This window comes from Neiella marina, from assembly GCF_002165625.1.
Classification (GTDB): domain Bacteria; phylum Pseudomonadota; class Gammaproteobacteria; order Enterobacterales; family Neiellaceae; genus Neiella; species Neiella marina.
Genome location: NZ_NGNS01000010.1, coordinates 14,899 through 38,848, shown reverse-complemented (window position 1 = coordinate 38,848; position 23,950 = coordinate 14,899). Strand labels below are relative to the sequence as shown.

26 protein-coding genes are annotated in these 23,950 nt (G+C 48.8%); 5 read left to right on the top strand and 21 right to left on the bottom strand.

From position 1 onward, the window contains the following. Window positions 1–57: 57 nt before the first annotated feature. The 3 genes from CBE68_RS09460 to CBE68_RS09450 all read right to left on the bottom strand — a co-directional run bounded on the left by CBE68_RS09460 (window position 58) and on the right by CBE68_RS09450 (window position 2,216). Window positions 58–1,017 carry a hypothetical protein gene (locus CBE68_RS09460; RefSeq protein ID WP_143824529.1) on the bottom strand — a complete coding sequence of 320 codons (960 nt, stop codon included), beginning with the start codon at window positions 1,015–1,017 and terminating at the stop codon, window positions 58–60. Window positions 1,018–1,090: 73 nt separating this feature from the next. Continuing rightward, window positions 1,091–1,708, bottom strand: a complete 618-nt coding sequence (locus CBE68_RS09455; protein ID WP_087505836.1) for an RraA family protein — start codon at window positions 1,706–1,708, stop codon at window positions 1,091–1,093. Window positions 1,709–1,739: 31 nt separating this feature from the next. Beyond that, window positions 1,740–2,216, bottom strand: a complete 477-nt coding sequence (locus CBE68_RS09450; protein WP_087505835.1) for a DM13 domain-containing protein — start codon at window positions 2,214–2,216, stop codon at window positions 1,740–1,742. Window positions 2,217–2,424: 208 nt separating this feature from the next. On the opposite strand from CBE68_RS09450, the gene CBE68_RS09445 reads away from it, so the two are divergent. Beyond that, on the top strand, window positions 2,425–4,197 hold the full coding sequence (locus CBE68_RS09445; protein ID WP_087505834.1) for a diguanylate cyclase: 1,773 nt from the start codon (window positions 2,425–2,427) through the stop codon (window positions 4,195–4,197). A 99-nt stretch (window positions 4,198–4,296) separates the two neighbouring features. Here the strand turns inward: CBE68_RS09445 and CBE68_RS09440 are convergent, their stop codons facing one another. The 6 genes from CBE68_RS09440 to CBE68_RS09415 form a co-directional block, all read right to left on the bottom strand. After that, entirely contained in the window at window positions 4,297–4,935 is a 639-nt protein-coding gene (locus tag CBE68_RS09440) for a bifunctional 4-hydroxy-2-oxoglutarate aldolase/2-dehydro-3-deoxy-phosphogluconate aldolase (protein WP_087505833.1), read from the bottom strand. After that, window positions 4,932–6,269, bottom strand: a complete 1,338-nt coding sequence (locus CBE68_RS09435) for an MFS transporter (protein ID WP_087505918.1) — start codon at window positions 6,267–6,269, stop codon at window positions 4,932–4,934. Before CBE68_RS09435 ends, CBE68_RS09440 begins: the two co-directional genes overlap by 4 nt. Before the next feature lie 10 nt (window positions 6,270–6,279). After that, the gene (locus CBE68_RS09430; protein WP_087505832.1) at window positions 6,280–7,437 is read right to left on the bottom strand and encodes a mandelate racemase/muconate lactonizing enzyme family protein; all 1,158 of its coding nucleotides are present in this window, start codon (window positions 7,435–7,437) and stop codon (window positions 6,280–6,282) included. Window positions 7,438–7,469: 32 nt separating this feature from the next. Further along, on the bottom strand, window positions 7,470–8,141 hold the full coding sequence (locus CBE68_RS09425; protein ID WP_087505831.1) for a GntR family transcriptional regulator: 672 nt from the start codon (window positions 8,139–8,141) through the stop codon (window positions 7,470–7,472). Between the two features lie 219 nt (window positions 8,142–8,360). Next, entirely contained in the window at window positions 8,361–8,723 is a 363-nt protein-coding gene (locus tag CBE68_RS09420) for a HopJ type III effector protein (RefSeq protein WP_233143583.1), read from the bottom strand. Between the two features lie 33 nt (window positions 8,724–8,756). Further along, window positions 8,757–9,776 carry a TDT family transporter gene (locus CBE68_RS09415; protein ID WP_087505830.1) on the bottom strand — a complete coding sequence of 340 codons (1,020 nt, stop codon included), beginning with the start codon at window positions 9,774–9,776 and terminating at the stop codon, window positions 8,757–8,759. 107 nt (window positions 9,777–9,883) lie between these two features. On the opposite strand from CBE68_RS09415, the gene CBE68_RS09410 reads away from it, so the two are divergent. Then, on the top strand, window positions 9,884–10,771 hold the full coding sequence (locus CBE68_RS09410; protein ID WP_087505829.1) for a LysR substrate-binding domain-containing protein: 888 nt from the start codon (window positions 9,884–9,886) through the stop codon (window positions 10,769–10,771). Window positions 10,772–10,782: 11 nt separating this feature from the next. Here CBE68_RS09410 and CBE68_RS09405 read toward each other — a convergent pair whose 3' ends face one another. The 4 genes from CBE68_RS09405 to CBE68_RS09390 all read right to left on the bottom strand — a co-directional run bounded on the left by CBE68_RS09405 (window position 10,783) and on the right by CBE68_RS09390 (window position 14,282). Further along, the gene (locus tag CBE68_RS09405) at window positions 10,783–11,394 is read right to left on the bottom strand and encodes a flavin reductase family protein (RefSeq protein ID WP_087505916.1); all 612 of its coding nucleotides are present in this window, start codon (window positions 11,392–11,394) and stop codon (window positions 10,783–10,785) included. Between the two features lie 206 nt (window positions 11,395–11,600). Next, window positions 11,601–13,043 carry an aldehyde dehydrogenase gene (gene aldA / locus CBE68_RS09400; RefSeq protein ID WP_188708139.1) on the bottom strand — a complete coding sequence of 481 codons (1,443 nt, stop codon included), beginning with the start codon at window positions 13,041–13,043 and terminating at the stop codon, window positions 11,601–11,603. A 174-nt stretch (window positions 13,044–13,217) separates the two neighbouring features. Further along, a complete protein-coding gene (locus CBE68_RS09395; protein ID WP_087505915.1) occupies window positions 13,218–13,409 on the bottom strand; it encodes a DUF2061 domain-containing protein in 192 nt (63 codons plus the stop codon). A 141-nt stretch (window positions 13,410–13,550) separates the two neighbouring features. Then, window positions 13,551–14,282 (bottom strand): SDR family oxidoreductase, encoded by a 732-nt coding sequence (locus CBE68_RS09390; protein WP_087505827.1) that lies wholly within the window; start codon window positions 14,280–14,282, stop codon window positions 13,551–13,553. A gap of 255 nt (window positions 14,283–14,537) precedes the next feature. Here CBE68_RS09390 and CBE68_RS09385 point away from each other — a divergent pair, with 255 nt between their 5' ends. The 3 genes from CBE68_RS09385 (at window position 14,538) to CBE68_RS09375 (ending at window position 17,376) form a co-directional block, all read left to right on the top strand. Beyond that, the gene (locus tag CBE68_RS09385) at window positions 14,538–15,149 is read left to right on the top strand and encodes a LysE family translocator (protein WP_087505826.1); all 612 of its coding nucleotides are present in this window, start codon (window positions 14,538–14,540) and stop codon (window positions 15,147–15,149) included. A gap of 112 nt (window positions 15,150–15,261) precedes the next feature. Then, complete coding sequence (locus CBE68_RS09380) at window positions 15,262–16,932, top strand: alkaline phosphatase (protein WP_087505825.1); 1,671 nt, start codon at window positions 15,262–15,264, stop codon at window positions 16,930–16,932. A gap of 153 nt (window positions 16,933–17,085) precedes the next feature. Further along, the gene (locus tag CBE68_RS09375; RefSeq protein ID WP_087505824.1) at window positions 17,086–17,376 is read left to right on the top strand and encodes a hypothetical protein; all 291 of its coding nucleotides are present in this window, start codon (window positions 17,086–17,088) and stop codon (window positions 17,374–17,376) included. Here CBE68_RS09375 and CBE68_RS09370 read toward each other — a convergent pair. The 8 genes from CBE68_RS09370 to CBE68_RS09335 all read right to left on the bottom strand — a co-directional run bounded on the left by CBE68_RS09370 (window position 17,373) and on the right by CBE68_RS09335 (window position 23,757). Beyond that, a complete protein-coding gene (locus tag CBE68_RS09370; RefSeq protein ID WP_229744727.1) occupies window positions 17,373–17,768 on the bottom strand; it encodes a bactofilin family protein in 396 nt (131 codons plus the stop codon). The two genes, CBE68_RS09375 and CBE68_RS09370, sit on opposite strands and share 4 nt — an antisense overlap. Further along, window positions 17,753–18,751, bottom strand: a complete 999-nt coding sequence (locus CBE68_RS09365) for a M23 family metallopeptidase (RefSeq protein ID WP_087505822.1) — start codon at window positions 18,749–18,751, stop codon at window positions 17,753–17,755. Before CBE68_RS09365 ends, CBE68_RS09370 begins: the two co-directional genes overlap by 16 nt. 169 nt (window positions 18,752–18,920) lie before the next feature. Beyond that, window positions 18,921–20,141 carry a hypothetical protein gene (locus tag CBE68_RS09360; protein ID WP_143824528.1) on the bottom strand — a complete coding sequence of 407 codons (1,221 nt, stop codon included), beginning with the start codon at window positions 20,139–20,141 and terminating at the stop codon, window positions 18,921–18,923. A gap of 129 nt (window positions 20,142–20,270) precedes the next feature. Next, window positions 20,271–20,753 (bottom strand): ribosomal protein S18-alanine N-acetyltransferase, encoded by a 483-nt coding sequence (rimI, locus tag CBE68_RS09355; protein WP_143824527.1) that lies wholly within the window; start codon window positions 20,751–20,753, stop codon window positions 20,271–20,273. Further along, complete coding sequence (locus CBE68_RS09350) at window positions 20,717–21,136, bottom strand: DNA polymerase III subunit psi (protein WP_087505819.1); 420 nt, start codon at window positions 21,134–21,136, stop codon at window positions 20,717–20,719. Before CBE68_RS09350 ends, rimI begins: the two co-directional genes overlap by 37 nt. A gap of 77 nt (window positions 21,137–21,213) precedes the next feature. Further along, window positions 21,214–21,999, bottom strand: a complete 786-nt coding sequence (cobA, locus tag CBE68_RS09345) for a uroporphyrinogen-III C-methyltransferase (RefSeq protein ID WP_143824526.1) — start codon at window positions 21,997–21,999, stop codon at window positions 21,214–21,216. A 19-nt stretch (window positions 22,000–22,018) separates the two neighbouring features. Then, the gene (locus CBE68_RS09340) at window positions 22,019–23,119 is read right to left on the bottom strand and encodes an ABC transporter substrate-binding protein (RefSeq protein ID WP_087505817.1); all 1,101 of its coding nucleotides are present in this window, start codon (window positions 23,117–23,119) and stop codon (window positions 22,019–22,021) included. Beyond that, on the bottom strand, window positions 23,116–23,757 hold the full coding sequence (locus CBE68_RS09335; RefSeq protein ID WP_087505816.1) for an ANTAR domain-containing response regulator: 642 nt from the start codon (window positions 23,755–23,757) through the stop codon (window positions 23,116–23,118). Before CBE68_RS09335 ends, CBE68_RS09340 begins: the two co-directional genes overlap by 4 nt. Window positions 23,758–23,950: the final 193 nt, after the last annotated feature.

The following is a 23,950-nucleotide window of genomic DNA, read 5'->3' as shown; positions in this document are numbered from 1 at the left end:
CGACGTGTAACGTGGACATATAACTCTCTTGTATCTGTCTTTGATCGATTTCCCCGTCTAAAAAGCTGGGAAGTCTACTCGATACAACGCCAATCGTCGTTCCACATGGTCCATCTGATATGACAGGCTGACTTGCTGGCTCCTCACTTGCACGCCATACCAAGCTAGCAATTCGGTTTGCTGGGGTATGGAATGTTGCTGTTGCCACATGGTGTACAACGTTTCAAATACTTGCTCTTTATTGAACTGATCAAGGCGTTGAACAAACTTATCGCCATTCCAATTGATCCGTAGCTGGCGGCAGCACCGCTGAAACTGCTCTAGTGTTTGCGGTAAGCTAGTGCCTGCCAGTTGCAATTGTTTGGCGGCAGCCAGAAAGAATGCGGCACCACTCCAGTACACTCGGCGAAAACTGCTAGTTTCGTGCATCAGTGGCGCCAATTCAGAAAGCGAGTACTGTGTCTGATTGTTGTCTCGGCGTCCCCGATTAAACCCATCAACTAAACCCTGCCAAGCTTGTTGCTCGGTCCAAGTGCCACTAACAACGGGTAGGAAGTTTTGATACAAGCTGGCCAGCCCTTCCGATAACCAGATGTCGTCATAGCCCGGATATGGGATCAGCAAATGCGCAAACTCGTGCGGAGCTTTCCAATCGGCAAAGAAATCTTCGAGCGGATAGCTGGGGTCAACATAGAACACCAATCCATCAATTCTACCTCGCTTCACCCGAGCAAACGGTACCGCTTGGTTCGATGGATTAGAAACAACATTGATGGTTAACTGATTGACGGGGAAGCGGCCATACAAAAGCGCTAGGCTCTCGCTGTTGCGTTGCAACCACACCGTGATTTTAGCCTGATCATTGGCCGCTATTGAGGATTCGAAAGCCACCTCAATATCAGCGCCTGTTACTTGCAACGATGCAGCAATTGCATTGCGCGCGCACAACGAACAGAGTAAGAAACCGATAATCAACAGTCGAGAGAACACGCGCCACTCCAACGAAATGTTAGCCACCTTTGATATACGTTCTAGCCTAGCGGTCAGAATCATTCTGTGGTGAATTAACTGTGATTGAGCTGAAGTTCCATTAGTTATTGGCCTTTGCAGCGGCGAGCGCTTGCTTCACTTTGACTTCATGCTGAGCCTGCCATTGAGCCAATGTCATGGCACACTCTTGTTGATACTTCGCTTTAGCTTGCTGAAAAATATCTGTCGCACAATCTCTTGGAATAGCCACGATTCCCTCAATATCAGCGACCATGATATCGCCCGTTTCGACTCGCACACGGCCACAAGTAATTGGTTGAGCCAATTCAAAGAACTGCTGCTTGTTACCCGGTACTGGAAACACGCCTTTGGCATAGACTGGAAATGCCATCTCGGTGATCTCTGCTAAATCTCGAATCACGCCGTCAATAACAAACCCTTTGATGCCTCGTTGCTGAGCAATAGCACAAACATTGCCGCCGGCAACGGCGCGAGCACAATCTACACCGTCAACGACAATGATTGATCCCTTCGGTGCTTGATAAATGGCGGCATGGAGCATGAGATGATCGCCCGAGGCTAGTTGGACGGTATAAGCTGGGCCTGCAATACGAGACATATTGGGCCAAAGTGGCCGAATCGATGGCTCAATAAACTTCTCACCACTGAGCACATTGGCGTATTCAGTAGTGGCTAATTGTGCAAACTGATCGGTCATGATGATCGCTCCTATGGTTAGCTCAACTAGGCTAGTTGTATTGTGCCGAAGTAATAAACTCGCCAAACGATTCACACCACACAATCACGGTGGAATACTGCGATAAATCGATATCTTCGGGGATCTTGACCACAAAATTGTCGAATGTTTTGACATCACCAACCAACACCATACTTGGTTTAAGTTGATTAAACGCAGTCTCTGTTTCTACAAACTCGGGCGCCAAATACAACTTGTACTCTGGCCCGGGCGCCAGTTCTCCAACAAAAGTGATGAACTCTGGCCCAAGAGAAACGGTTCCCTCGCCCCAATGGAGAAAGTCGCTATCTTGCAGCTCACGAATGAACTCAGCGGTGTAAGTTGGTTGTTGCGACATCTGTTGGATCATTGCCGCGCTAGGTGCCGGCGGAGCGCTCAAAATGGGCAAAAAGTAGATACCGGCAGCAAAAGCCAACAACGCGACAGCACTATGACTAGCAAGCAGCAAGCTAATCGTCCGAATGTTCATTTTTCTATCCTTTTTTCGTTTATTTTTATTTCTTTTAACAACATACCCTTACTGACTCATAGAAGCAGCTGTTAGATAAAATTGCCACATTTGGAGATGACAAAACGCGGCGAAAGTTGGCTTGTTAATGAACAGTGAAATACAATCAGGCGTCTTTTAACTACACGTTGGCCACCAATCAGGGCGATGAGTCGGAGCTGAAAACAACATGGGTCTGAGGTTATTGATCTTGTCGTTGATGTTTGTTGTCCTGCTCGTTAGCGGTTGTGGCAAACAACCCAGTGATCGCGTTGTTGATCTAGCAGGTTTTGAATCACAAATGCTGGGTCAGCACAGCCGCTATTTTCAAGAGCAGGATCACAAGTTGTCCTGGCAGCAAGCCGCCAGAGCATTTGCCCAGTCTGACTACCCTTATGGCGCCAGTGAATCAATTGCTTTGGGCATTGGCACGGATCCGGTGTGGTTGCACTTTCAAGTGAACAACCCGACACAAGCCGATGCAGGCATCAGATTGGCAGTAAAAACGCCGTGGCTTGATGTCATTGATGCCTATATTGTTGCCGACAATACCCTCATTGCGCATATCAACGGTGGTGACTACCTGCCGTTTGAACAGCGGCCAATGGCTCATGAGAACTTTGCCTTTGAACATGGTTTTAGCAGCGGACTAAGCGATGTTTATTTACGAGTGGAATCACTGGGTCCGATGGCGATTCCAATCGAGCTCAGTAGCATTGAACAAGCACAACAGCTGGATCTTGGTAACGCCTATCGCTACGGCTTGCTTTACGGTATGTTGTTGGCGCTGTCGCTTTACAACTTGCTGCTTTACCTGATCACCCGAGAAAAAGAATTCGGGCTCTACAGCCTTTATCTGGCCGGTTTTGTGGTCAATAGTTTTTCCTACACGGGGCAGTTGCACGAGATTATCACCGCCGATTTTGGTGTTCATTTCCAAGACTGGCTCGACTGCTTTCTAATGATCACCTATAGCGTCGCCGGTTTACATTTTGCTCGCGCGCTGCTGAAAACCAAAAACTACGCTCCGGTGTTAGACCGAGTGGTGGTTTGGACCACCATTGTCTTTCCGCTTGGTATTTTGCTCGGCGCCATAGCGAACCAGCTGGTGTTCTCTCTGCTTCTTGGTTTTTTATTGAATTCTGGCTTCGCTACGTTATTCATCATTATGGGTATTCGGGCCCGACAAGCGCAGGTCGATTCCGCCAATTTATTTATCATTGCATCGGTGACCGCCGCCTGTTGCATCGGTATTTCAACCATGGCAGTTGCGGGTATCGTGCCTTATAACACCTATACCTTTCAGGCCATTGAAGTGGGAATGGTGTTCGAGGCCATCATGCTGGCGATTGTTCTGGCCAAACGATTTAATCTGGTACAGCAAGATCTCGCCGTGGCTGAAAAATTTGCCCACACCGATCCATTAACTAGCGTCAACAATCGTCGCGGCTTTCAACAACCGGCCGAAGCCTTATTCAATGCAGCAGTGGCAAACAATCAAGACGTTGCGGTGTTGCTAATCGATATTGATCACTTTAAACGCATCAACGATCAATACGGCCATACCGTGGGCGATGAGGTCATTCAGTTGGCGGCCAATTGCTTAGCAAATTCAACCCGAAAAACCGATTTAATTGCCCGCTGGGGCGGCGAAGAATTCATTATGCTGCTGAATAACACCAGTCAGGCTGAGGGGCGTAACTTTGCTGAGCGCATTCGAATGTCATTGGCAGAACTGCGCTGCAATACGCCATCGGGGTCGGTCAACTTCACTGTGAGTATTGGTGCAGCAGGCTCCAACCAATGGGTTTGCGCCGGTAAGAATCTCAATGAATTATCACTGGCTGAGCTCATCAAATGTGCGGATTCGGCTTTGTATGAAGCGAAAAAATCTGGCCGCAACCGCGTGGTTGAACTGTGCGATGCCTGCCCTTTTACCGAGTCACCAGTGGCCGAGAAATAAGGGCAGTGGCCGGTGCATGCACATTTCACCAAACCACCACCCTTAGGGGGACCGCTTAGTTGCCTTTAAAACCTTTGACTGAAAAGTTATCTGCTGCCGTTAACTGAGACCTTTGAGTAACGCTTCGCAGCGAACGATAAGTTGCTGGCGTTGCTCGTCGTTGTGAACCGGCTGAAACAAACTACCGCCTACGCCGACGCCAGTGGCACCAGCGGACATCCACTCAGCAATGTTGTGCTCTCCAATACCACCGACAGGGAAAATCGGTACATCCAAAAACGGCCCTTTGGCTAGCGCTTGAAAATATTCAATGCCGGCAGGCTCCGCTGGGAATAGCTTGATCACATCGGCGCCTGCTTCAACCGCGGAGACCACATCGGTTGGGGTGAATGCGCCCATCATCACCGGTACTTGCTGGCGATGCGCAAACTCAACCACTGCCTCAGATGTATTGGGAGTCACCAAAAATTCAGCACCCGCTGCAACCGCTTCGGCAGCGATTTGGCAATTGGTGATGGTGCCTGCGCCAAACATGGCTTGCGGGAACTGTTGCTTGAGTTTTGGCAATTCATTGGCATAGCCAGGCGTATTGCTGGTGACTTCAATCGCCTTGATTCCGGCAGCCACCAAGCAGTCGACAATACCCTTGATATCGTTAGGATCAGTGACCCGAATGATCGCCACCAGCTTTTCGTTCATGATGGTGGCTAAGCGCGTTGCTCGTAGGGTGTCGCTCATGACGATTCTCCGTCGGGATGATGCTGCAGTTGTTCGACCTTGCCGACCCAAAACAAATATGAAAACAGCCCGAGTAACGCGAGCCCACAAATCATTGCCAACGCAGGACGAAAATCGCCATCTTGAGCCAAGTAACCAATGGCTAGCGGCACGGTCACAGCGGACAACCCTCCAATAAAGTTAAAGCAGCCGCCAACTAGGCCAACCATGTGGCGCGGCGCAATGAGTGAAACAAACACCCAGTTGATAGAAGCCAAGCCATTGCCAAAAAAAGTGAGTGACAAAAAGAACGTCACCATTGCTGTGCTTTCAACATAGTTAGCACCAATGACGGAGCTTGATAGCAACAAGCCAACAATGATCGGAGTCTTGCGAGCAAATTCGTTTGAGAATCCCTTTCTGACTAATGCATCAGAGACAAACCCCGACAGCAACACACCACAAAAAGCCGCTAAAAATGGTATCGCTGCGAGTAGCCCTGAGTTCAAATCACCGAGGCCGCGATACTCTGCCAGATAGGTTGGAAACCAAGTCAAAAAGAAGATTAATGTGCCGCCTAAACAGAACTGGCCAATGTAAATACCCCATAGCTTGCGTTGACTGAAAGCAAACTTGAGATTTGCCAAACTCACTTGCGCTTGCGGCTCAATCGCACTGACTGATTCGGAGTTAGTCTCTACTGGCTGGTCATTCGTGTTGTTGCGATTTGTCGATGTGATTTGTTTCGGCTCACGATAAAGCCAATACCAAATACCTGCCCAACCAATACCGATTAACCCCGAGACAATGAATAACCCGCGCCAACCGAACCATTCTTGAATCACAGCCAAAACCGGTAATAGAAAAGCCAAACCAATAAACTGACCGGAGGTATATATCGCAATTGCGCCGGCGCGCTCGTGTTCAGCAAACCAGTGAGTGACGATCTTATTGTTTGCCGGATAAGATGGCGCCTCGAAGACCCCAATTGCCATCCGGCCCCCCACAATAGCGGCCAATGAACTCACCATCCCTTGAACCAGAGTAGCGATAGACCAAGCAACCAAGATCACAGGGTATAAAATCCGCACTCGTACAGCATCCACCAACATGCCGCCGGGGATCTGCATAATGGAGTAAGTCCAAGCGAAAGCTGAAAAAATAATCCCCATCTGCACTTTTGATAGCTCTAAATCTGCAGAAATAGCATTCGCTGCTACCGAGATGTTGGTACGATCCATGTAATTGATCACTACGCTGACAAAAATCAGTACCAGCACGCCAAATTTGCCTTTATTCGATTGCTGCTCAGCTGGTTCTACTGCAGATGTCGCAGTACTTGCTTCTACTGTCATCACATCGTCCTTAACTGTTGGTATATGAACCATCGGGTTTGTGCATTCGTGGCGCTTCCCAGTATTTAAAGCGCTGCCCTTGCAGCTCGGCTTCATTAACATCAATGCCAAGCCCTGGTCGTTCTGGCACTTCCAGTACATGTTGGTCTGTTAACATTGGACGTTCGGTAAATACCCGGTCGTAATCGGACATGTCGCCGTCATACGGTGGCCATTCAAGCCACGCCAAGTTTGGAATCGCAGCGCAATAGTGAATCGATGCCGCACTGCAGATAGGGCTCAATGGGTTGTGGGGCATCATGTCGATATATCGGGTTTCACAGAGTGCGGCGATTTTCATCGCTTCGGTCAGGCCACCGGCATTGCACACATCCACTCGGCCAAAATCGGTCAATACTGATTCAACATAGGGAGAGAAGTCCCATTTACTGGCGAACTCTTCACCAATAGCCAACGGCACATCAATCCGTTGCCGCAACGACTGGTAACTAGCCGGTGATTCGTCGCGAATCGGTTCTTCGAGAAAGTCCAAGGTACCGCTAGGCATGCGTTGGCAAAACGAAATAGTTTCAGCAACCGATAAGCGATGGTGGTAATCAACCCCCAAGACGATCTCAGGGCCAAGCGCCTCACGGGCTTTGGTCAGCCAATGGGCGGCTTCGGCAATCGACTGACGCGGCTCGAATTCAGTAGAACTCTCACCATTGCCATGAATACCTGTAGTGGTGCGCAGCACTTGCCAGCCCTGCTCTTTCATGGCCACCAACTCGTCAATCATGGCTTGGCCATAGGGTAAGATGGATGTTGCAAATACTGGGATGTGGTGGCGTTGCTTGCCGCCGAGCAATTGGTATACAGGTACTCCGAAATGTTTGCCGCAAGCATCATGCAAAGCGATGTCTATGGCCGAAATCGCCGCAGCTAATACTCGCCCGCCTTCAAAATACTGACCGCGATACATCTCCTGCCACAAGGCACCAATGTTGAGCGCCGACTTGCCAATCAGGAATTGCTTGAAGTGATCAATCGCACCGACCACAGCCAGTTCTCGGCCCGATAACCCCGATTCACCCCATCCGTAGATTCCGCAATCAGTCTCAACTTTTACCAAGCACACATTGCGATATCCCAACCAAAAGGCATATGGCTTAATGTCAGTAATTTTCATTGCTTGTCCTTAATTTGTTGCAAGCGGGCAAGTTACTTTGCCAGCACCTTTTGCCAGTAATCGCCACTGCAACGAATGTGTTGGCGCAAGGCATCAATTGCAGCATCCGCTTGATCCGATGCGATCAAATCAAGCATCTCATCATGCTCATCAATGGCATCGACAAAACGCCGTTTACTAATGGCTAAATTGGCATGCATAGCCTGTAACACCAGTTTCTTCTGACGCCACAATTGCACCGCAGACTTGTTGTAATGGTTGCGATACATGTGCCAATGGAAAGCGGTATCCAGCTCGCGAAAGCCAGCAAAATCAGAGGTATCTAGTTGCCGCATCCACTTGGCGATATCTCGCAGTCGGCTAATTTGATCATCGGTGTAATGGTCGACAAACCATTGCAGAAAATAGGGTTCAAGTAACTGCAACAGCTCGAACACATCTCGCATGGTGGCGTATTCAAACTGGGTGACTCGGGCACCGCTATTTTTTTGAAAGGTGACAAACCCCTCGCCTTCGAGTTGCTTTAACGCTTCGCGCACTGGGTTAATACTGCTGTCATAGAGTTCGGCCAGTTGCGTGGTGACTAATCGGTCACCGCTGCTCAACACGCCACTAGTGATATCTGATAACAAGCGGTTGTAGATGGTATTTGACTCTGTTAACAGCACCGAGTGAATGTCAGAGGGGGATATTGGGGCGCCCATGGAGCCACTCCTTTGCACATAGTGAAAAGGAAGATTACACATAATCCAAAATAGAAAAAGACAATATTAATCTTTTTACTGTTAACAATTTATAATTGAGATCTTGATCGCTAAATATGTTTCACCGGCAGGTACGAGGAATTAGTTGCTGACTGACTTGTTCAGGTGACGAGATGATGAGTGCCACTCACGGTAACGAGCAGCACTATGCTTTTACAGCTATCGCGGCGTGAGCGGCGCAGCATGCAGCTTTATCCCGGCCCAACCATGCGCCATAAAATTACGGATGTTTTGGTGATCAGAACCGTCAGGGTTACCTTTCACCGCCGCGTAATGCTCGCCAAACAATGCCAGAACTTGCTGCTCATTGAGCTGTTGAAGTTGGCCGAATGCAAACACTTTGCAAGAACCATTGTTTTCACCAGCGGCATTATGGATTCCACCATTGTCGAATGCACTAGGGGTAAAATCATAGTGCTGGTCGATAGTTGCCATCACATCAGCAAACACAATGTTGTCGGCTTGCTGGTCTAGTTGTTCAAGTAGTTGTTGGAGCTTGGTCATTGGCGCTGTTTCGCTCATTGCTTTTTATGTGTTAATCAATCAGGCGACTTATCATCCTGATACTGGCTCAAAAGGCAACTCTGAATGCGTTCGGCGTTGACGCCAATAGCGCCACGCTGCATGAGCGTATCGCAACGCGACGTAGCTCACTAGCAGACAAGCAATGGCCAATTCTACATCTGCCAATCTAAGCAACAGTTGTGACTCTTTTAGTCCGTGATGAGCAAACAATTCAGCACAGCGATACATGGCGGTTGCGCTAATCACTGTGGGAAAGGTAAACGCAGCATAACCAGGACTAAATGGCTGGCGCAGCAAGTGCAGCAACGATAAATATACCAGACTCGTCATCAACACGGCGACGCCCATCAGTACCGCAACCAAAACAACTGACGGTTGCTCGGTCACCGAGAGATATCCGGCCAATGTCAGACTCGCTGGCGCTGCCAAAATAGCAATAGTTGGCTTGGCGCCGCTGTCAATACGCGGATAGAAAATCAGTCGGTACAACATAGGTACCAACATCAAGCCGTAGCAAATCAAGCCAAATGTCACCAAATGCTGACTCAGCAACAATTGCTGTTCGGTTGGACAAGTGACCGCGGCAACCACGATACCAATCGGTGGCACAAACCAGCTGGGCACCAAATGGTGCCACTCAAGCTGCCGGAGTCGATGGCAAACAAAACCGACAAGCAGCAGAAACTGCAACACAATGGCACCGTACCAGAGCGCCACGGCAATGGATTCAGATGTATTGACCAGACCTTTAGCCAGCACCATTGACGCCATTGCGAATGTTGGCATGACGCTGCCAACTACTGGGTGACGCAAATCTTGCGCAAATAAATGATGGTGCATCAGGTATTTGCTAACAACCATCAGCAGTATCAAGGCGGCGACTACAGCCAACGTTGGCTGTAGCCAAGCATAGTGAGGTAATCGTCCAGCTAGACATAGTCCAAGCGATGCAATACCGAGTGCCAAGCCCGCAACTGGCGCAGGAATATGCTGACTGTGGTGATGCAACTTGCAACCTGACGCATGCCCTTTAATGAACTCTGTGGTCATGACCGATGAATCTCTGATATGAACGACGCGAGTATTGTCGCAACTTGCACCATTAAATAATATCGAATACTTTTTAAGGAACCATTAAGTTTTTCTAAACATCTCAAATGCACGACTTATCGATTCGACAATTGCGAGTGTTCGTTACCGCGGCGCAAACCGGCAGCCTTGGTGATGTCTCGCAACAACTCAACATGACCCGCAGTGCAGCTTCGCAAGCGTTGAAATCACTAGAGCAGCAATTGGGCGCTGCGCTATTCGCACGAAGCAACCAACGTTTGCAGCTCAATGGCCATGGTCACGCGCTATTGCCATTGGCCAATGAACTGCTGCAGTGCGAGCATACGATTTGGGATTTGTTCCAGCCACAATCTAGCCAAGGTAAATTGCGGCTCGGCGCGAGCCTGACCATAGGTAACTTTGTCGTTCCTAGCCTGTTAGCTCAACTGAGCAAACACCATCAGCTTCCGGAGGTAACTCTGGCAAACAGCAGCCAGCTGCAGCAAGCATTGAAAAACTACCAACTCGATGTAGCCTTGATCGAGAGCGATGTGATAGACAGCGCACTGACACGACAGCCTTGGCTAACCGATGAAATGATCCTGATCGCAGGGCCTCAACACCCACTCGCAGGGCAACAGATTGAGTGGCATCAATTGGAAGCTCAGCAATGGATCTTGCGCGAACCTTTTTCTGGCAGCCGAGAACACTTTGAACACCACATTGCACCTCATATCAGCGACATGGAGCTGGTGCTAGAACTAAACAATCTGGCAGCCATTATTGGCTCTGTTGGCCAGCATGTGGGGCTATCACTGGCATCAAAATTGGCATGCCAACAAGCTTTGACAAGCGGCCAAGTTGCCCAAATCCATTTACCTAGCCCACTCATTCGGCAATTCTATGTGGTGTACCCAAAGAGCAACCAAACTCTGTCTCTGGTGACCAACTTTCTGCAGCAAGTCGACCAGTTTCAGTTCAATGAACCGAGTTGATTACCCGTTTGTTACTTTGGTCGACTCACGGTAAATGGTGCCGTTAAGCCGGCGTATTCACCCAACCCCAAGCGGCTAATCGGATCGAGCTTCTCTGCATAAACTTTGGCTTTGCCGTCAGTGATATCGATGAGTTCATCATCAATATGAACCACATTCACTTGCATGATAAGTAAGGTTTGCGGCGTATCACCGATTTCAATGGTATCAACCAACTCACAGCCAAACGCGACTTTGGCTTCGCTAAGGCGCGGTAAAGCAAAGCCTTCAAAGGGGGTTAGCTCAAGCGCATTGGCCTCGATTTCAGACTGATCGTACTCAAGTGTGGCTGCCGTTGCGGTCATCGCCTCGCTCGATCCAACCGATGCAATATGAACCACCAGCTTGTTGGTGGCATTAGCATTCACGACGGTGTCTTTTTTATCGCCATTCGGTTTCTTGCCAACCGAGATCATCAATAGTGGGGGCGAACTCGATAGCGGAGTAAAGTAGGAAAACGGTGCAAGATTAAGGATTTGCTGCGGCGACTCGGTCAATACCCAAGCCACTGGCCGAGGAATGATTGTCTGAGTCATCAGATGATAAATCTGATTAGCACTAAGCTCATCGAATACGATATTCATAACGTCCTTGATGTTGATGCCGTTTGGCCGTTCAGGACCTAAATCAGCAATGGCAAGAACCGACAATACTAGCGATTAGCGTCGGCGCTGGCCAATCAAGGTGATGATTTATCGCGAATAAATGTGCCGAATTTTGGCGCCAAAAAAGCCGTGCTCTGATGCGAGCACGGCTCAAACTTAAATCATCAAGATGTGTCGCTCAGGCATTAATCGTAATTAACGTAGAAGGTTTTCTTCTCTAGGTATTGCTCGAAACCATACTTGCCGTCTTCGCCACCAGTACCGCTAAGCTTGTAACCATTGTGGAAGCCTTGATGCTGCTCACCATGACCACGGTTAATGTAAATTTCGCCACATTCGAGCTCATCGGTCAGGCGCATGATGTTCTTCATATCTTTGGTACAAACCATCGCCGCCAAACCGTAATCAGCATCGTTGGCATACTCAATGGCTTGCTCTAGGGTGGTGAACTTCACTACGGGCAGAATCGGACCAAATGATTCTTCGTGAACAATGGTCATATCTTGCGTCACGTCAGTGAGAATCGTCGGCTCGAACCAGTTGCCACCTTCAAAGCCTTCAACTGCAGCTTCCTTACCACCGTAAGCTACCGTGGCACCCTCTTTGACGCTAACCGCCACCAGCTCTTTCATGTGGTCGAGTTCTTTCTTATTGACCTTAGGTCCCATGTCGACAGATTCGTCCATTGGGTCGCCTACTTTCAATGCTTTTACTTTCGGCATGAAGATGTTCATGAACTCATCGTACACCGATTCTTGCACATACATGCGCTCGTTACAGGTACAAACCTGACCACAGTTGTCAAAGCGCGAATGTAGCGCAGCGTTCGCCGCTTGCTCTAAATCGGCATCTTCCAACACGATGAAAGGCGCTTTACCGCCAAGTTCAAGTTGGCAGTGAGCCATGTTGTCAGCCGTTGCTTTAATAATGGCTTGGCCTGCTGGAGTGCTGCCGGTCATTGATACCATTTTCGTAATTGGGTGACGACACAACGCATCGCCCATGGTGCGTCCTGGGCCGGTGACGATGTTGAGTACGCCAGGTGGGATACCGACCTTATTTGCGATATCAGCCAACTCTAACGTTGCCAAAGGAGTTTCAGAAGTTGGCTTAAGGACGATGGTATTGCCCGCTACCAAGGCCGGGCCAATTTTGCGACCAGCCAACGCCAGAGGGAAGTTCCAAGCCGTGATACCAACAACTACGCCGCGAGGAATCTTGTGAATCCAAATATGCTCGTTGGCATTGTCGGACTGAACAATGTCGCCATCCATTTGGCGTGCCCAGTCACAGGCATATTCAATAAAGGAACAACAAACATCAACTTCAAAACGAGCCACTTTAAGCAACTTGCCCTGTTCACTGGTTAGCAGCGTCGCTAATTTTTCACGGTTGTTTTTGATTTCTGTGCAGAAATCTCGCAGCAAGTCAGCTCGCTGTCGAGCAGGTAGTTTTTTCCACTGCTGTTGGGCTTGTTCAGCAGCTTTGAGGGCAGCTTCAGCATCGACCTCATTGCCATCTTGAATGGTAGCTACTACCTCACCGGTTGATGGGCTCAACACCTCGACCGTCGCTCCGGTCACGGAATCTTGCCATTGGCCGTTGATAAATAATTGATAATCTTTCACTGCTTGTGCTCCATGTTGACTCTGTGCCGGCCTCAACATAATTTAGCCTGATTTTTCAGCTCTGAGGACCTGCTTACACCACAATATTGTTAACAGTATAAAGATTACATTAGCTAAAATACCACCCAAATCTCAAATTACGTGATCTATCCCTGAGCAAGATAACCGCTCGAACTAAGCCGCTGCTGATTTAAAAAAAGGCAAATCAATTCGCTCCCACAGCTTTTCATGAATCATATATGCCACAGTATTCACTGCCGGCTCCACCAACGCGATGGTGCCGCCGATGACCCAGCTACCAGTCAACAAATAAGCGATAGTAAAAGCGACAGAAAAATGAGTAATCGCAAAAGTGAATGTTTTGATGGTTGTTTTGATGGTTGTTTTCATGATGTTCTCCTCAAGAACTTAAATAAATGATAGTGATTATCATTTGCAATTGCAAAAGGAGATTTATATCGGCCTGATAGGGTTGCTCTATCAGGCCATGCAGGAATCAATGACAGGTTAAAAGACTTGTTTAGTTGGCGCCAACACGACTTCTCTTAAGCAAACGTTCTGCGGCTGCTGGTAGACAAACAACATGGTATTGGCAATATCCTCTGAGACCAAAATACCGCCAATTTGTTTTGCCCAGTTGTCTTGGACATCAGCGAATTCACGCTTTTCAGTCAATGCCAACAAGTTGGTTTCAATGGCCCCCGGAGCAATGGTGGTGACCCGCACATTGGCCAAAGCCAATTCCTGTCGTAAGCCCTCGCTGACACCATGCACTGCATGCTTGGTGGCACAATACACGGTTTGGTTCTCGATAAGCTTTATGCCGCCCAAAGAGCCCATGTTAATGATGGTGCCTCGACCGTTGTTTTTCATTTTATTGACCACAGCAGCAATGCCATTCATCAATCCCATCACATTCACATTGAACATCAATTGCCATTGCTGGGGATCTTGTTCGGTGACCTGATCCATGTACATGATACCGGCGTTGTTGATGAGGCAATCAACCGGCCCAAATAGCTGCTCTGCTTCGTCTACGGCTTTCTCAAGTGCTTCGAGATTGGTGATATCCACCTGCCGCGATAAACTGTTTGCGAGTGCCAATGGCTCTACCACATCCGTTTTCAGATCCAGTAGCAGTAGCGGATACCCATGAGCTGCAAACGTTTTAGCGACTTGCAACCCTACTCCAGAATTTGCGCCGGTTATTACAACTAAACGTTTTGATGCCTCTGTCATCACTTTCGACTCCTTTTATCAAACGGCTATGGGCCTTGGTATCGCCGTCAACCGATACATATCAACGACAACAGGAAACCAAATGTTAACGATAACATACAGTATTACTCGTGCATGTGAAGTTCAGCTTGGTGATTTTCTAGTTTCACGTCACAATCGCTGGCGACAAATGCCAATAATAACCGTCGACAACGAGTGACTAATCCTTACATTGATGAGCCGCCCAGAGAGCGCCCGAAGGAGTGAACAAGTACCATGGATTTATGGCCAATATTGTTTTTTGTGGTATCGACGTCGATTACTCCCGGGCCAAACAACATCATGATTTTAACGTCCGGCGTTAATCATGGCTGGCGCCAAAGCATTCCCCATCTACTCGGTATTGATATTGGCTTTCCACTTATGGTAATCGCCATTGGCCTGGGCTTATCGGGGGTCTTTTCAGCGTACCCTGTAATTCAAAATATCATTAAATATCTTGGAATTAGCTACCTACTTTATTTAAGTTATCTGATAGCCACATCCTCTGCTGTGGTGGCCACAGATAAACAGCGGCCACCATTTAGTTTTATTCAAGCAGCCTTATTTCAATGGCTCAATCCCAAAGCATGGATCATGGCTATTGGTGCGGTTGCTAGCTTCACCCAAGCAGGACAGTCACTGCATTGGCAAGTACTGACCATTGCTGGTCTTTACTTTATCGCCGGGACGCCCTGCACCATTTGTTGGTTGTTGGCAGGGCAAGGATTGCGCCGATGGTTAAATCGCCCTCAGGCGCGACGTTGGTTCAACTACTGTATGGCCAGCTTACTGGTAGTTAGTTTATTACCCAGTATTGCTGAGGAAGTCCGCCGCTGGTGGCCATAACCTTGACTCAGTTAATACTGAGCCAGCAGTTGTTGTTAAATTATGAGTGTTTGCTGATCTACCGAGCCAAGCTTCAGGTCAGTTTTTGTTACCCAAATGGAATCATGTAGTTATGCGTTTTATAGTTCCTGCAGCTGTGTTGCTATCGCTTACGGCATGCCAAGTCACCCTTGATATCGACTCGGCTCAAGACAAAGAACAAACCACGCAGCTTTCCCCTGAAGCTTCGTCTTGGTATCGCGATGGCGAAGCGGCAGTCGCCCAAGCAAGAGCAAGAGTGATTGATAACCGCAAAGGTGCAGCAAAGAACATCATTCTGTTTATTGGTGATGGTATGGGGATATCAACCATTACGGCCAGTCGCATTTTGGCAGGACAACAACAGGGCTTGAGTGGCGAAGAGTATGAGTTAAGCTGGGACAAGTTCCCTTACTCCGGACTAATCAAAACCTACAACACCAATCAACAAACCCCGGATTCAGCGGGCACAATGACAGCCATTGTGACCGGAGTAAAATCAAAAGCGGGGTTTATCGGCATCAGTGAAACTGCCAGACGAGGTGATTGCGAGGACTTTCTTAACAATGGCGAACCGCTCGCCACAGCATTAGAACTGGCTATGCTGGCAGGCAAGTCGACAGGCATTGTCACCACAACGCGAGTCACTCATGCCACCCCAGCTGCCACATACGCTAAATCTCCTGAGCGAGAGTGGGAGTCTGACAACGACTTTCAAGGCAATGAAGCCGAACTCGGGTGTGTCGATATTGCCCATCAGCTAGTGCAGTTGCCACAAACGATGGCGGAACGCTACAACGATGGCGCAGCTCATCCGAACATCGCGCCAATTGATGTTGTCTTTGGCGGCGGTCGCAAAGCGTTTTACGGCAGCGATCCGCAATCACTTGATAGTTTTGCCGACGCACCCAATCAAGGTAAACGACGCGATAATCGCAATCTGATCGAACAGTGGCAGCAACAAGGCGGCCGCTATGTCATGGATAAAGCGGGCCTTGATGCCCTAGACTCAGCACAAGATCAGCCAGTGCTGGGCTTGTTCCACAGTTCTCACATGCGCTACGAAGCCGATAGAGTGGCAAGCCAGAGCAATGAACCATCGCTAACCGAGATGACAGCCAAAGCACTAGAGCTGTTGGCTGGCAACGATGATGGCTACTTTTTGATGGTAGAGGCTGGTCGCATCGACCATGGCCACCATGCTGGCAGCGCCTATAACGCCTTCACTGATACCATTGAATTTTCCAAAGCCATTGCCCATGCAGCAGCGGCAACTGACGCAACAGACACCTTAATTATTGTCACCGCCGATCACAGCCATGTCATGACCATGGGCGGTTACTCAACTCGCGGCAATCCGATTCTTGGTAAAGCAGTTTACAACGATGAATATGGCGAGCCGTTGCCAGGGCCTAAGCTAGCAATGGATGGCCTGCCGTACACGACGGTTGGATATTACAATGGTCGTGGCTTTGCCCATGTACACGGCCGCACCAATGGTGGTATTCGCTATCAGGAGCCAGTTGTCGGTGGTCGTCAAGATTTAACAAATATCGACACCACAAAGCCCGGCTACCACCAAGAAGCGCTGGTGCCACTTGGCTCAGAAACCCACGGCGGCGAGGATGTAGGGGTATTTGCCCGAGGTCCGGGGGCTCACTTGCTGACCGGTACCAATGAACAAAATGTTATTTTTCATGTTATGAATCATGTTGCAAATTTGTCGGGTCAAGCACAACAAGCCATGAAGATGACCACTAAGTGATTCAGTTCAAAACAACTGTGATAACAACTTCGCTTTTGGGTTTGTTATCACAGATTTTTCGCTTTGTTCAATGCCGTAATAGATTCATCGATTAACCTTCATCTGGCTGTCATATATCGGCCGCATAGTAGCGGCGTGATTTTCAGGCGAAGTATGTTTATGAGAATTGAAGTATCTATTGAAGATTTACCATTGTTGAGATTTATTAAGCGTAATCAGCTATTTACAACCTGCTTGCGGTATATTTCTGAACACCCATTAGTGCGCAAGATGGAAGCTGGCAGCGGCCAGCAGATCGAGCTCGAATGTGAAGTAAACCTGCAAGAACAAGCACGATTGAATCAGTTAGTTGAATGGTGGGACAAGGCGGAACGCGAGGGAATCTCGACGCGCCTGCTCAATCGCCTTTGTCGTCAGCAGTATCAAACCCAGCTAGCGAGCTAGCCGGTCTTCAAACGTTCTTTCTGTGGTGAGCTGGCGGCTTGATTACTGGCCGGTAGCTTGCCATCTAGGCACCTTTCAATCGTCGACTTACCACTGCGCTCGATGCCTTTAACCGGCTCTTGAGCTTCGGTGACTGCGACTTCTTGTGGCGCATCCTTCTCGCGGCAATGACCGGTAAAACGACCACCTTTGGCGATAATCAACTCGGTAGCCCTAATCTCCCCCATCACCTTGCCAGTTTTGGTTATTTCCAAACTATCGACGTTACAACAACCGTCAAAGCTACCGCTCACCACCAGCTTCTTCGCGGTTAAATCGCCTTTCAACAGCCCTTTTCGACCAATAGTTACTATCGATTGACATGCCACTGTGCCAGCTACTTCTCCGTCGATATGAAGGTTGCAACTGAGCTTGAGGGCACCATCGACGACGGTACCAGGCGCGATAATTGAAGTGCCTGAGGTTGCAGCTGGAGCTTTAGTTCGTCCTGAAAAGAGTCCCATGGTAACGTCCCTACGGTTTCAAAAATGTCTTCATAATTATCCAATTGCCATGTCATAAATGGCTTTGGATCGAGTGCCTTGCCGAGGAACCGGACCTCGTAATGTAAATGCGATGCGGTGCTATCACCGGAATTACCACAATAGCCGACCAGCTCACCCTTTCGAACAAACTGGCCATACTGAACCGCGACAGAATCTAAATGAGCATAGCGGGTATCAAAACCCATCTGGTGTGACAACTTCACCATATTGCCATAGCCACGATCATAGTTGCTTCTGGCTAGCTGGACGTAGCCATCAGCAGTAGCAAACACAGGCACCCCTTTGTCAGCCCGCAAGTCGATACCCACATGGCTGTGGCGCTTGTTAGAAATTGGGTGCTGACGAGTACCAAATTTGGAGCTAATGCGCCGATATTTGATTGGCAAGCCATTGGGAATCTTAGCCAGCATTTGCTGACGGACCAATAATTGTCGCTGCGTTGAGCTCAATCTATCGTCAATAGAGCCGGTAATCGATACTTTGTTGCTTGCAATGTTGCCCGCTAGAGCCTCTAATTCTGCCAGCCGATATTCAAAGGCGCGAAGCTGGTCGTACTGCAGATCAAAACTGCTAAACATATTCTGACCCGAACGCTGTAACGCTTCGATTGATAGCTCAGCTTGATTCACTTGCTGCTGCGAGGCATGCAATTCTGCCCGCAACGATTTCACTTGTTGTTGGTAAAAATAAACTCCGCCGACGATCACCATCAAGGTCAACAAGCTTGCCCATAGCAACAGCTTGTGCACCAAGAATTGGCGAGCACCTTGATAGCTGGCAACGGTAATTAACAAGCGTTCTTTCACGATCAGCTCGACAACAAACAGCATTTACAAGCTGATTACAATGCCCTGATTACCCTTCAAATTCAAACTTCGTCGAAGTTCTAAAATTTAACCAAGTAGCTCTAAACTAGCTACTTAATGAGCAATATCACCCAGTTTTTGATCGCGAATCAATTGTTACTTTTGTGATCACTGTCTGCTCTATAGATGCGACTCAATTGACCACATCGTGCCATTGGCAAGCTTCATGGCCGTCATCCGATGTCAGCGCCCCATTCAGACCGAAGACAATGACATCCAGCACCTTGGTATCGGTAAAGTAGCTTTTATGGGCCGCCATTGGCTCTGCAACTCTCGCTAAACCGAGCAGATTAATTGGTGCTGCGACCTCAGTGACAACGTTGACTAAGCTGGGACACAAACGCGGGTCAATATAATCATCAACAAATGATTGTGGCACGGTGTAGCTGAACAAGTCGTTAGGATCGGTGATCGAGACTAGGCGCGTCTGTTTTACCAGCCGGTTGTCAGCATGAGTGCCTTTGGCCAAGCAATACTCGGAATCATTCATTGTGGCCTCGGGAGCCGGCCGCCCCAACTGAAACAATTGCAACTGATTCGACAGCATATAAATGTTCAGTACCTTGTCTTTAAATGCTGGATTAAAGCCTTGGCCACTCTCTCCTCGTTCTGCCGCGCCTTGGATAACGTCGATGATAATCCGGCTTCCCATGCTATGGGTGATCACCGCATAGTTAACCTCATGGCTAAAGGTTTTCTGGTGATAGTTTTGACAGTCAAACACGCCTTCCGGCTGTAACTGCTGCCAACTTGACTGGGTCATTAAGCAAGTTGCTGTCTCCACCGACTCGCGGATCTGGTCCCCGGTAGGTCCCATATAAATCATCGGATCAGAGGCGTGCATATTAACCATCTCTTTGAGTTGCCGATTAACCGACACTCGTTGGCTGGTCATTGCCGTCGATTCATCAAACGCAAGTTCAGCTTTATCTGCTGCTGCGATGTCGGTCCAACTCAGCTCAAACACCAGCAACTGTCGGTTATCTTGGGCATTGCGAAAGCGAGAGACATTGAGTTGGCCTAAGCTGCGTCCTGAGCCGCCGTTATTAACTCCGGTATCAATCCGATTCAACTCGAGCTTACGCGGACGAGCATCGACTCGGGTCAATCCCATGCGTTGAGCCAAGGCAAAACTCATGGCATCAGCGTAGCCACTGGGGTAATCGCCGGCACCGTGAATCACCAGCAGACGTAATTCGCGATTTTCATAGGGGTTTTGATTCGACCAGTTTTGATTTAAGCCATCAAATGGCGCGCCATAGACATGGCACTGGCGCTTATAGCTATTTTGATCCTGCTCGAGGACAGCTTCGGTGACACCTTTGGCAATGCTCGAACAACCTTGTGTGGCCAATGCAATTGCCCAGCAAACAACAAGCTGAAAATATCGCGTGAACAATGGGCATCCTTGCGGCAAGACAGTAACTATCCGATCAGGATACGATCCTTTCGTGACAAATTGATGGCATCAAGCAACAGTGGACTAGGCTAGCAGGCGGCTCATTAGCAGGCCATTTTCTCGGCCCCAAGGAGCACTGTAGTAATCGCGGCGGATCCCGTCTAATTCAAATCCCATCGACTCATAAAGACCAATGGCACTGGTATTACTCTCCCGTACTTCTAGGAGAAGCCGCGCTACCCCGGTTTTCTGGCATTGCTCGGACGCATGTTGGATTAGCTTACGACCTAGGCCCTGACCTTGATGTGTAGGCGTGATCGCAATGTTATGGAGGGTCGCCTCATCAGCAATAACTTCGATAATATAGAAGCCGCTTAGTTGCTGTTCGAGCATCAGCACATAGCCAAAATAGCGAGATACTTTTAACGTGTCAGCAAACAAACTAGCCGACCAAGGCTTAAACTGGACTTGTTGCTCAATGTCTGCGACAGCGGCAACATCGGTCAGATTCATTGGCCTTAAAATGACGCTCAAGTTGTTTGCCGCCAGCCTTTTAACTGCTGCCACAACGCTCCTTTTTCAGCACGGTTGGTGGCAAGTTCGGGCAGTGAAACCGATGAGATGTGTTGGCATTGGTCACCGAACAAGTGTTCCATTGGCGGCCCAGATAGCCACCAAACACCGTCTACTGATGCGCGTTGTTGGGCAGTTAATGCGCTGGCATCGTCAATTAACAAGTAATCATGTGGTTGCCAGCCTACGGCGCTGATAATCGATGACAACAGCGGACGATGTTCGCCAACATCACGACTGTTAGTCACCACAGCAAACGACGGTACTTTAGTTGGCGCAGCAAACACACCGATAGCACCAACTTGCTCACCGGGAGCTTTTTGCTGCCAGCAATCGATTCCCATCGCTTGTAAAACTTGCCACTGTGCTTGATTCATACAACTACCTTCAAGGTCCAGTGGCTATCTTACTCATTCACACAGGCAGAATCACTAGGTGTTTTTAGTGGCACCGATTAAGCGACTTCGCTATCAAGTTTTTGACCCTGATGGTCGCTATACTCTGCCATCAAGTCGTTGGCCAACAGCACTGATTCACCAATCATAATCAGAGCTGGTGATGGTAACTGGGCGTCAGCGACTCGCTCAACAATATTGTCCAGATCACCAATCACTTGTTGTTGCTCGGCAGTACTACCCTTGCTAATCACTGCAATCGGCGTTGTGCTTGCCCGACCTTGGGCAGCTAAAGTTGCGGTGATTTCAGGCAGCTTGCTCAATCCCATGTAAATAACCAGCGTATGCTCTGGGTGAACCAGTGCACTCCAGCCACAGGGTAACTTGCCATCGCTGCCATGGGCGGTGAGAAACGTCACCGCGCGAGCAACCTGGCGATGGGTCAGCGGAATACCGGTTGCTGCGGCACAGCCACTAGCTGCAGTAATGCCCGGGATCACTTGATAGTCAATTCCAGCTTGACGCAGCGCTAGCATTTCTTCGCCACCTCGACCAAACACAAATGGGTCGCCTCCTTTAAGGCGAACAACATGACGTGGCTGCTGGGCTAGAGTAACCAACAGTTGATCGATTTCTTGTTGTGACATCTGAATACAACCCTTGGCTTTGCCAACGTATATCTGCTGACAGTCGGCAGGTGCGTATTGCAATAATTCAGGTGAAGATAAGCGGTCATAAACAATGACATCGGCACTTTCAATGGCCTTGAGGGCTTTGATGGTAATCAGCTCAGGATCCCCCGGACCGGCACCAACCAAGCTGACATATCCTTTCATTTTGTTCATCAATGAGTGCTCCACCACATCAAGCCAATGTCACTAGTGCCGGCATCTTATGGCCAGCGATCTCAGGTAGCGCAACCCCGGCGAGCTGTTCTGCTCGCGCCATAATCGACGCGTCAAAACAGCCCTGAATTTTGCTTAGGGTCAAATCGTGCTCTGCCACACAGCTGCTCATGTGAGTCAACAACCACTGCTGTTGGATCTCGGATAATTGATTCGCCAAGCGACCGTAGAACTGATGATAATTGGGAACATAAATCTGCTCACCGAGTCTGTTTAACACCAACTGGCCTGAAATTGCCGGCCTTAGCGCTGCCTCCGGTAAATCTAGATACTCGGGCCGAGCCAGAATACTAATCGCTTGTTTTTGATTCTCTGGTTCCCCTAACCAAGCACAAGCGGCCAAAATAGCGGCCAATAATTTTTCATATTGCTCTTGGTGCTGAATCACCCAAGCCTGCGGCATGGCAAGCACTTTCTCTGGAGTTTGACTCCAAAGCTGACAGCCGGCAGCCATGATTTCTGCAACACCGCGTTGTACCGCCACTGAGCTCCAGGGTGAGCCAACGCAGAAGCCATCAATGTGACCATTGACCAAGCTATCAACCATTTGCTCTGGCGGTAAGGTAACGATTTGGACATCTTCTGTCGGATTCAAACCAGCATAACGTAACCAAGCATGGAGCTGAAAAGTGTGTACCGAGTATGGGTGAACCGTTGCTAGCGTGATCTTTTGCTCGCGCTGCCTTACCCATTCACCAAAGCTTTGGGCATTGACCATTGGGTTGCCACCCAATTCGCCGCCAACAGCGCGAATCTGCGCACAACAACGCGACGACATCGAAATAGCATTACCATTGCAGCCAAGGCTCAAACTCATATCCATCGGCATTGCTGGTCCCATCAGACCGCCATGGATAGCTAGCGACAGTGGTGCCAGTAACTGCGCTCCTTGAATTATGTTGGCATGTAACTTATCCCGAATAGCTGCCCATGAGCGCTCGCGCTGCAATTGCACATTGAGCCCATGCTGTTGATAGAAACCGAGCTGTTCCGCGATGATTAGGGGGGCGCTATCGGTCAGCCTAACAAAACCAATTTTTATTATGTCGTCGTTACTCATTGACCGATCCCATGTTCTACTTCCTTACCCGCCTGTTGCCCATTTGCCTCGGGCAACAGCGCTTCAATCAAATTGTCAGCGGCCTGTTCAAGTCGCCAGCGCTGGCGCATCGCCAAATCTCTGAGGTGTTTATGAGCTTGCTGCTCTGTTAATTTTTTCGTTGCCATCAACAAACCTTTGGCTCTCTCAATGCGTTTTCTTGCTTCAAGCTCAGCTTGGCTGTCAGCCAGCGCTTGTTTCAAACTTTGATGTTGTTGAAATTGAACAACTGCCAAGTCAATTGCCATTTTCACTTGTGTCGGCTCAATGGTTTGCGTCATATAGGCGCTAACTCCCGCTCCGACAGCTTGCTGCATAAAATCAGGGTTATCTTGCTGTGAGAACATCACCACAGGGATAGGATGATGATTGTTCACAAAGGACAGACTTTCGAGAATATCGCGATCTGGCGAGTCCAACTCCATGATGACGATATCCGGCATCGAGAGGCCTATCTGATGTAGTAGCCCTGAAGCGTTGGGCAAGTTGGCGACAACATCAAACCCGTGGTCTCTCAGAGCTGTTTCAACCAGAGCGGCCCGCTCAACTTGGTCATCAACTAACATGACCTTGATAGCCGTATTTTCAATTTGCTTCATTAATGTTTACTCAAATGCGCCTTTGCATTATCGGCACAAACTCTACGGTGGAGCTTGTGTTTAACGTTGAAAGAGTAAAAGCAAAGAGCAGGCCATAATATTAACCAATTGAATTTATTAAAAAATAAAAACGAACGCACCGATATTGCGCATTAATATTGGGAAGGAGATTTAGCAACTATCGCACACTTGA

Coding starts and splice junctions, on each gene's coding strand:
- CBE68_RS09455 (WP_087505836.1), bottom strand. CDS start 1,708: ATGACCGATCAGTTTGCACAATTAGCCACTACTGAATACGCCAATGTG.
- CBE68_RS09450 (WP_087505835.1), bottom strand. CDS start 2,216: ATGAACATTCGGACGATTAGCTTGCTGCTTGCTAGTCATAGTGCTGTC.
- CBE68_RS09445 (WP_087505834.1), top strand. CDS start 2,425: ATGGGTCTGAGGTTATTGATCTTGTCGTTGATGTTTGTTGTCCTGCTC.
- CBE68_RS09440 (WP_087505833.1), bottom strand. CDS start 4,935: ATGAGCGACACCCTACGAGCAACGCGCTTAGCCACCATCATGAACGAA.
- CBE68_RS09435 (WP_087505918.1), bottom strand. CDS start 6,269: ATGACAGTAGAAGCAAGTACTGCGACATCTGCAGTAGAACCAGCTGAG.
- CBE68_RS09430 (WP_087505832.1), bottom strand. CDS start 7,437: ATGAAAATTACTGACATTAAGCCATATGCCTTTTGGTTGGGATATCGC.
- CBE68_RS09425 (WP_087505831.1), bottom strand. CDS start 8,141: ATGGGCGCCCCAATATCCCCCTCTGACATTCACTCGGTGCTGTTAACA.
- CBE68_RS09420 (WP_233143583.1), bottom strand. CDS start 8,723: ATGAGCGAAACAGCGCCAATGACCAAGCTCCAACAACTACTTGAACAA.
- CBE68_RS09415 (WP_087505830.1), bottom strand. CDS start 9,776: ATGACCACAGAGTTCATTAAAGGGCATGCGTCAGGTTGCAAGTTGCAT.
- CBE68_RS09410 (WP_087505829.1), top strand. CDS start 9,884: ATGCACGACTTATCGATTCGACAATTGCGAGTGTTCGTTACCGCGGCG.
- CBE68_RS09405 (WP_087505916.1), bottom strand. CDS start 11,394: ATGAATATCGTATTCGATGAGCTTAGTGCTAATCAGATTTATCATCTG.
- CBE68_RS09390 (WP_087505827.1), bottom strand. CDS start 14,282: ATGACAGAGGCATCAAAACGTTTAGTTGTAATAACCGGCGCAAATTCT.
- CBE68_RS09385 (WP_087505826.1), top strand. CDS start 14,538: ATGGATTTATGGCCAATATTGTTTTTTGTGGTATCGACGTCGATTACT.
- CBE68_RS09380 (WP_087505825.1), top strand. CDS start 15,262: ATGCGTTTTATAGTTCCTGCAGCTGTGTTGCTATCGCTTACGGCATGC.
- CBE68_RS09375 (WP_087505824.1), top strand. CDS start 17,086: ATGTTTATGAGAATTGAAGTATCTATTGAAGATTTACCATTGTTGAGA.
- CBE68_RS09365 (WP_087505822.1), bottom strand. CDS start 18,751: ATGCTGTTTGTTGTCGAGCTGATCGTGAAAGAACGCTTGTTAATTACC.
- CBE68_RS09350 (WP_087505819.1), bottom strand. CDS start 21,136: ATGAATCAAGCACAGTGGCAAGTTTTACAAGCGATGGGAATCGATTGC.
- cobA (WP_143824526.1), bottom strand. CDS start 21,999: ATGAACAAAATGAAAGGATATGTCAGCTTGGTTGGTGCCGGTCCGGGG.
- CBE68_RS09340 (WP_087505817.1), bottom strand. CDS start 23,119: ATGAGTAACGACGACATAATAAAAATTGGTTTTGTTAGGCTGACCGAT.
- CBE68_RS09335 (WP_087505816.1), bottom strand. CDS start 23,757: ATGAAGCAAATTGAAAATACGGCTATCAAGGTCATGTTAGTTGATGAC.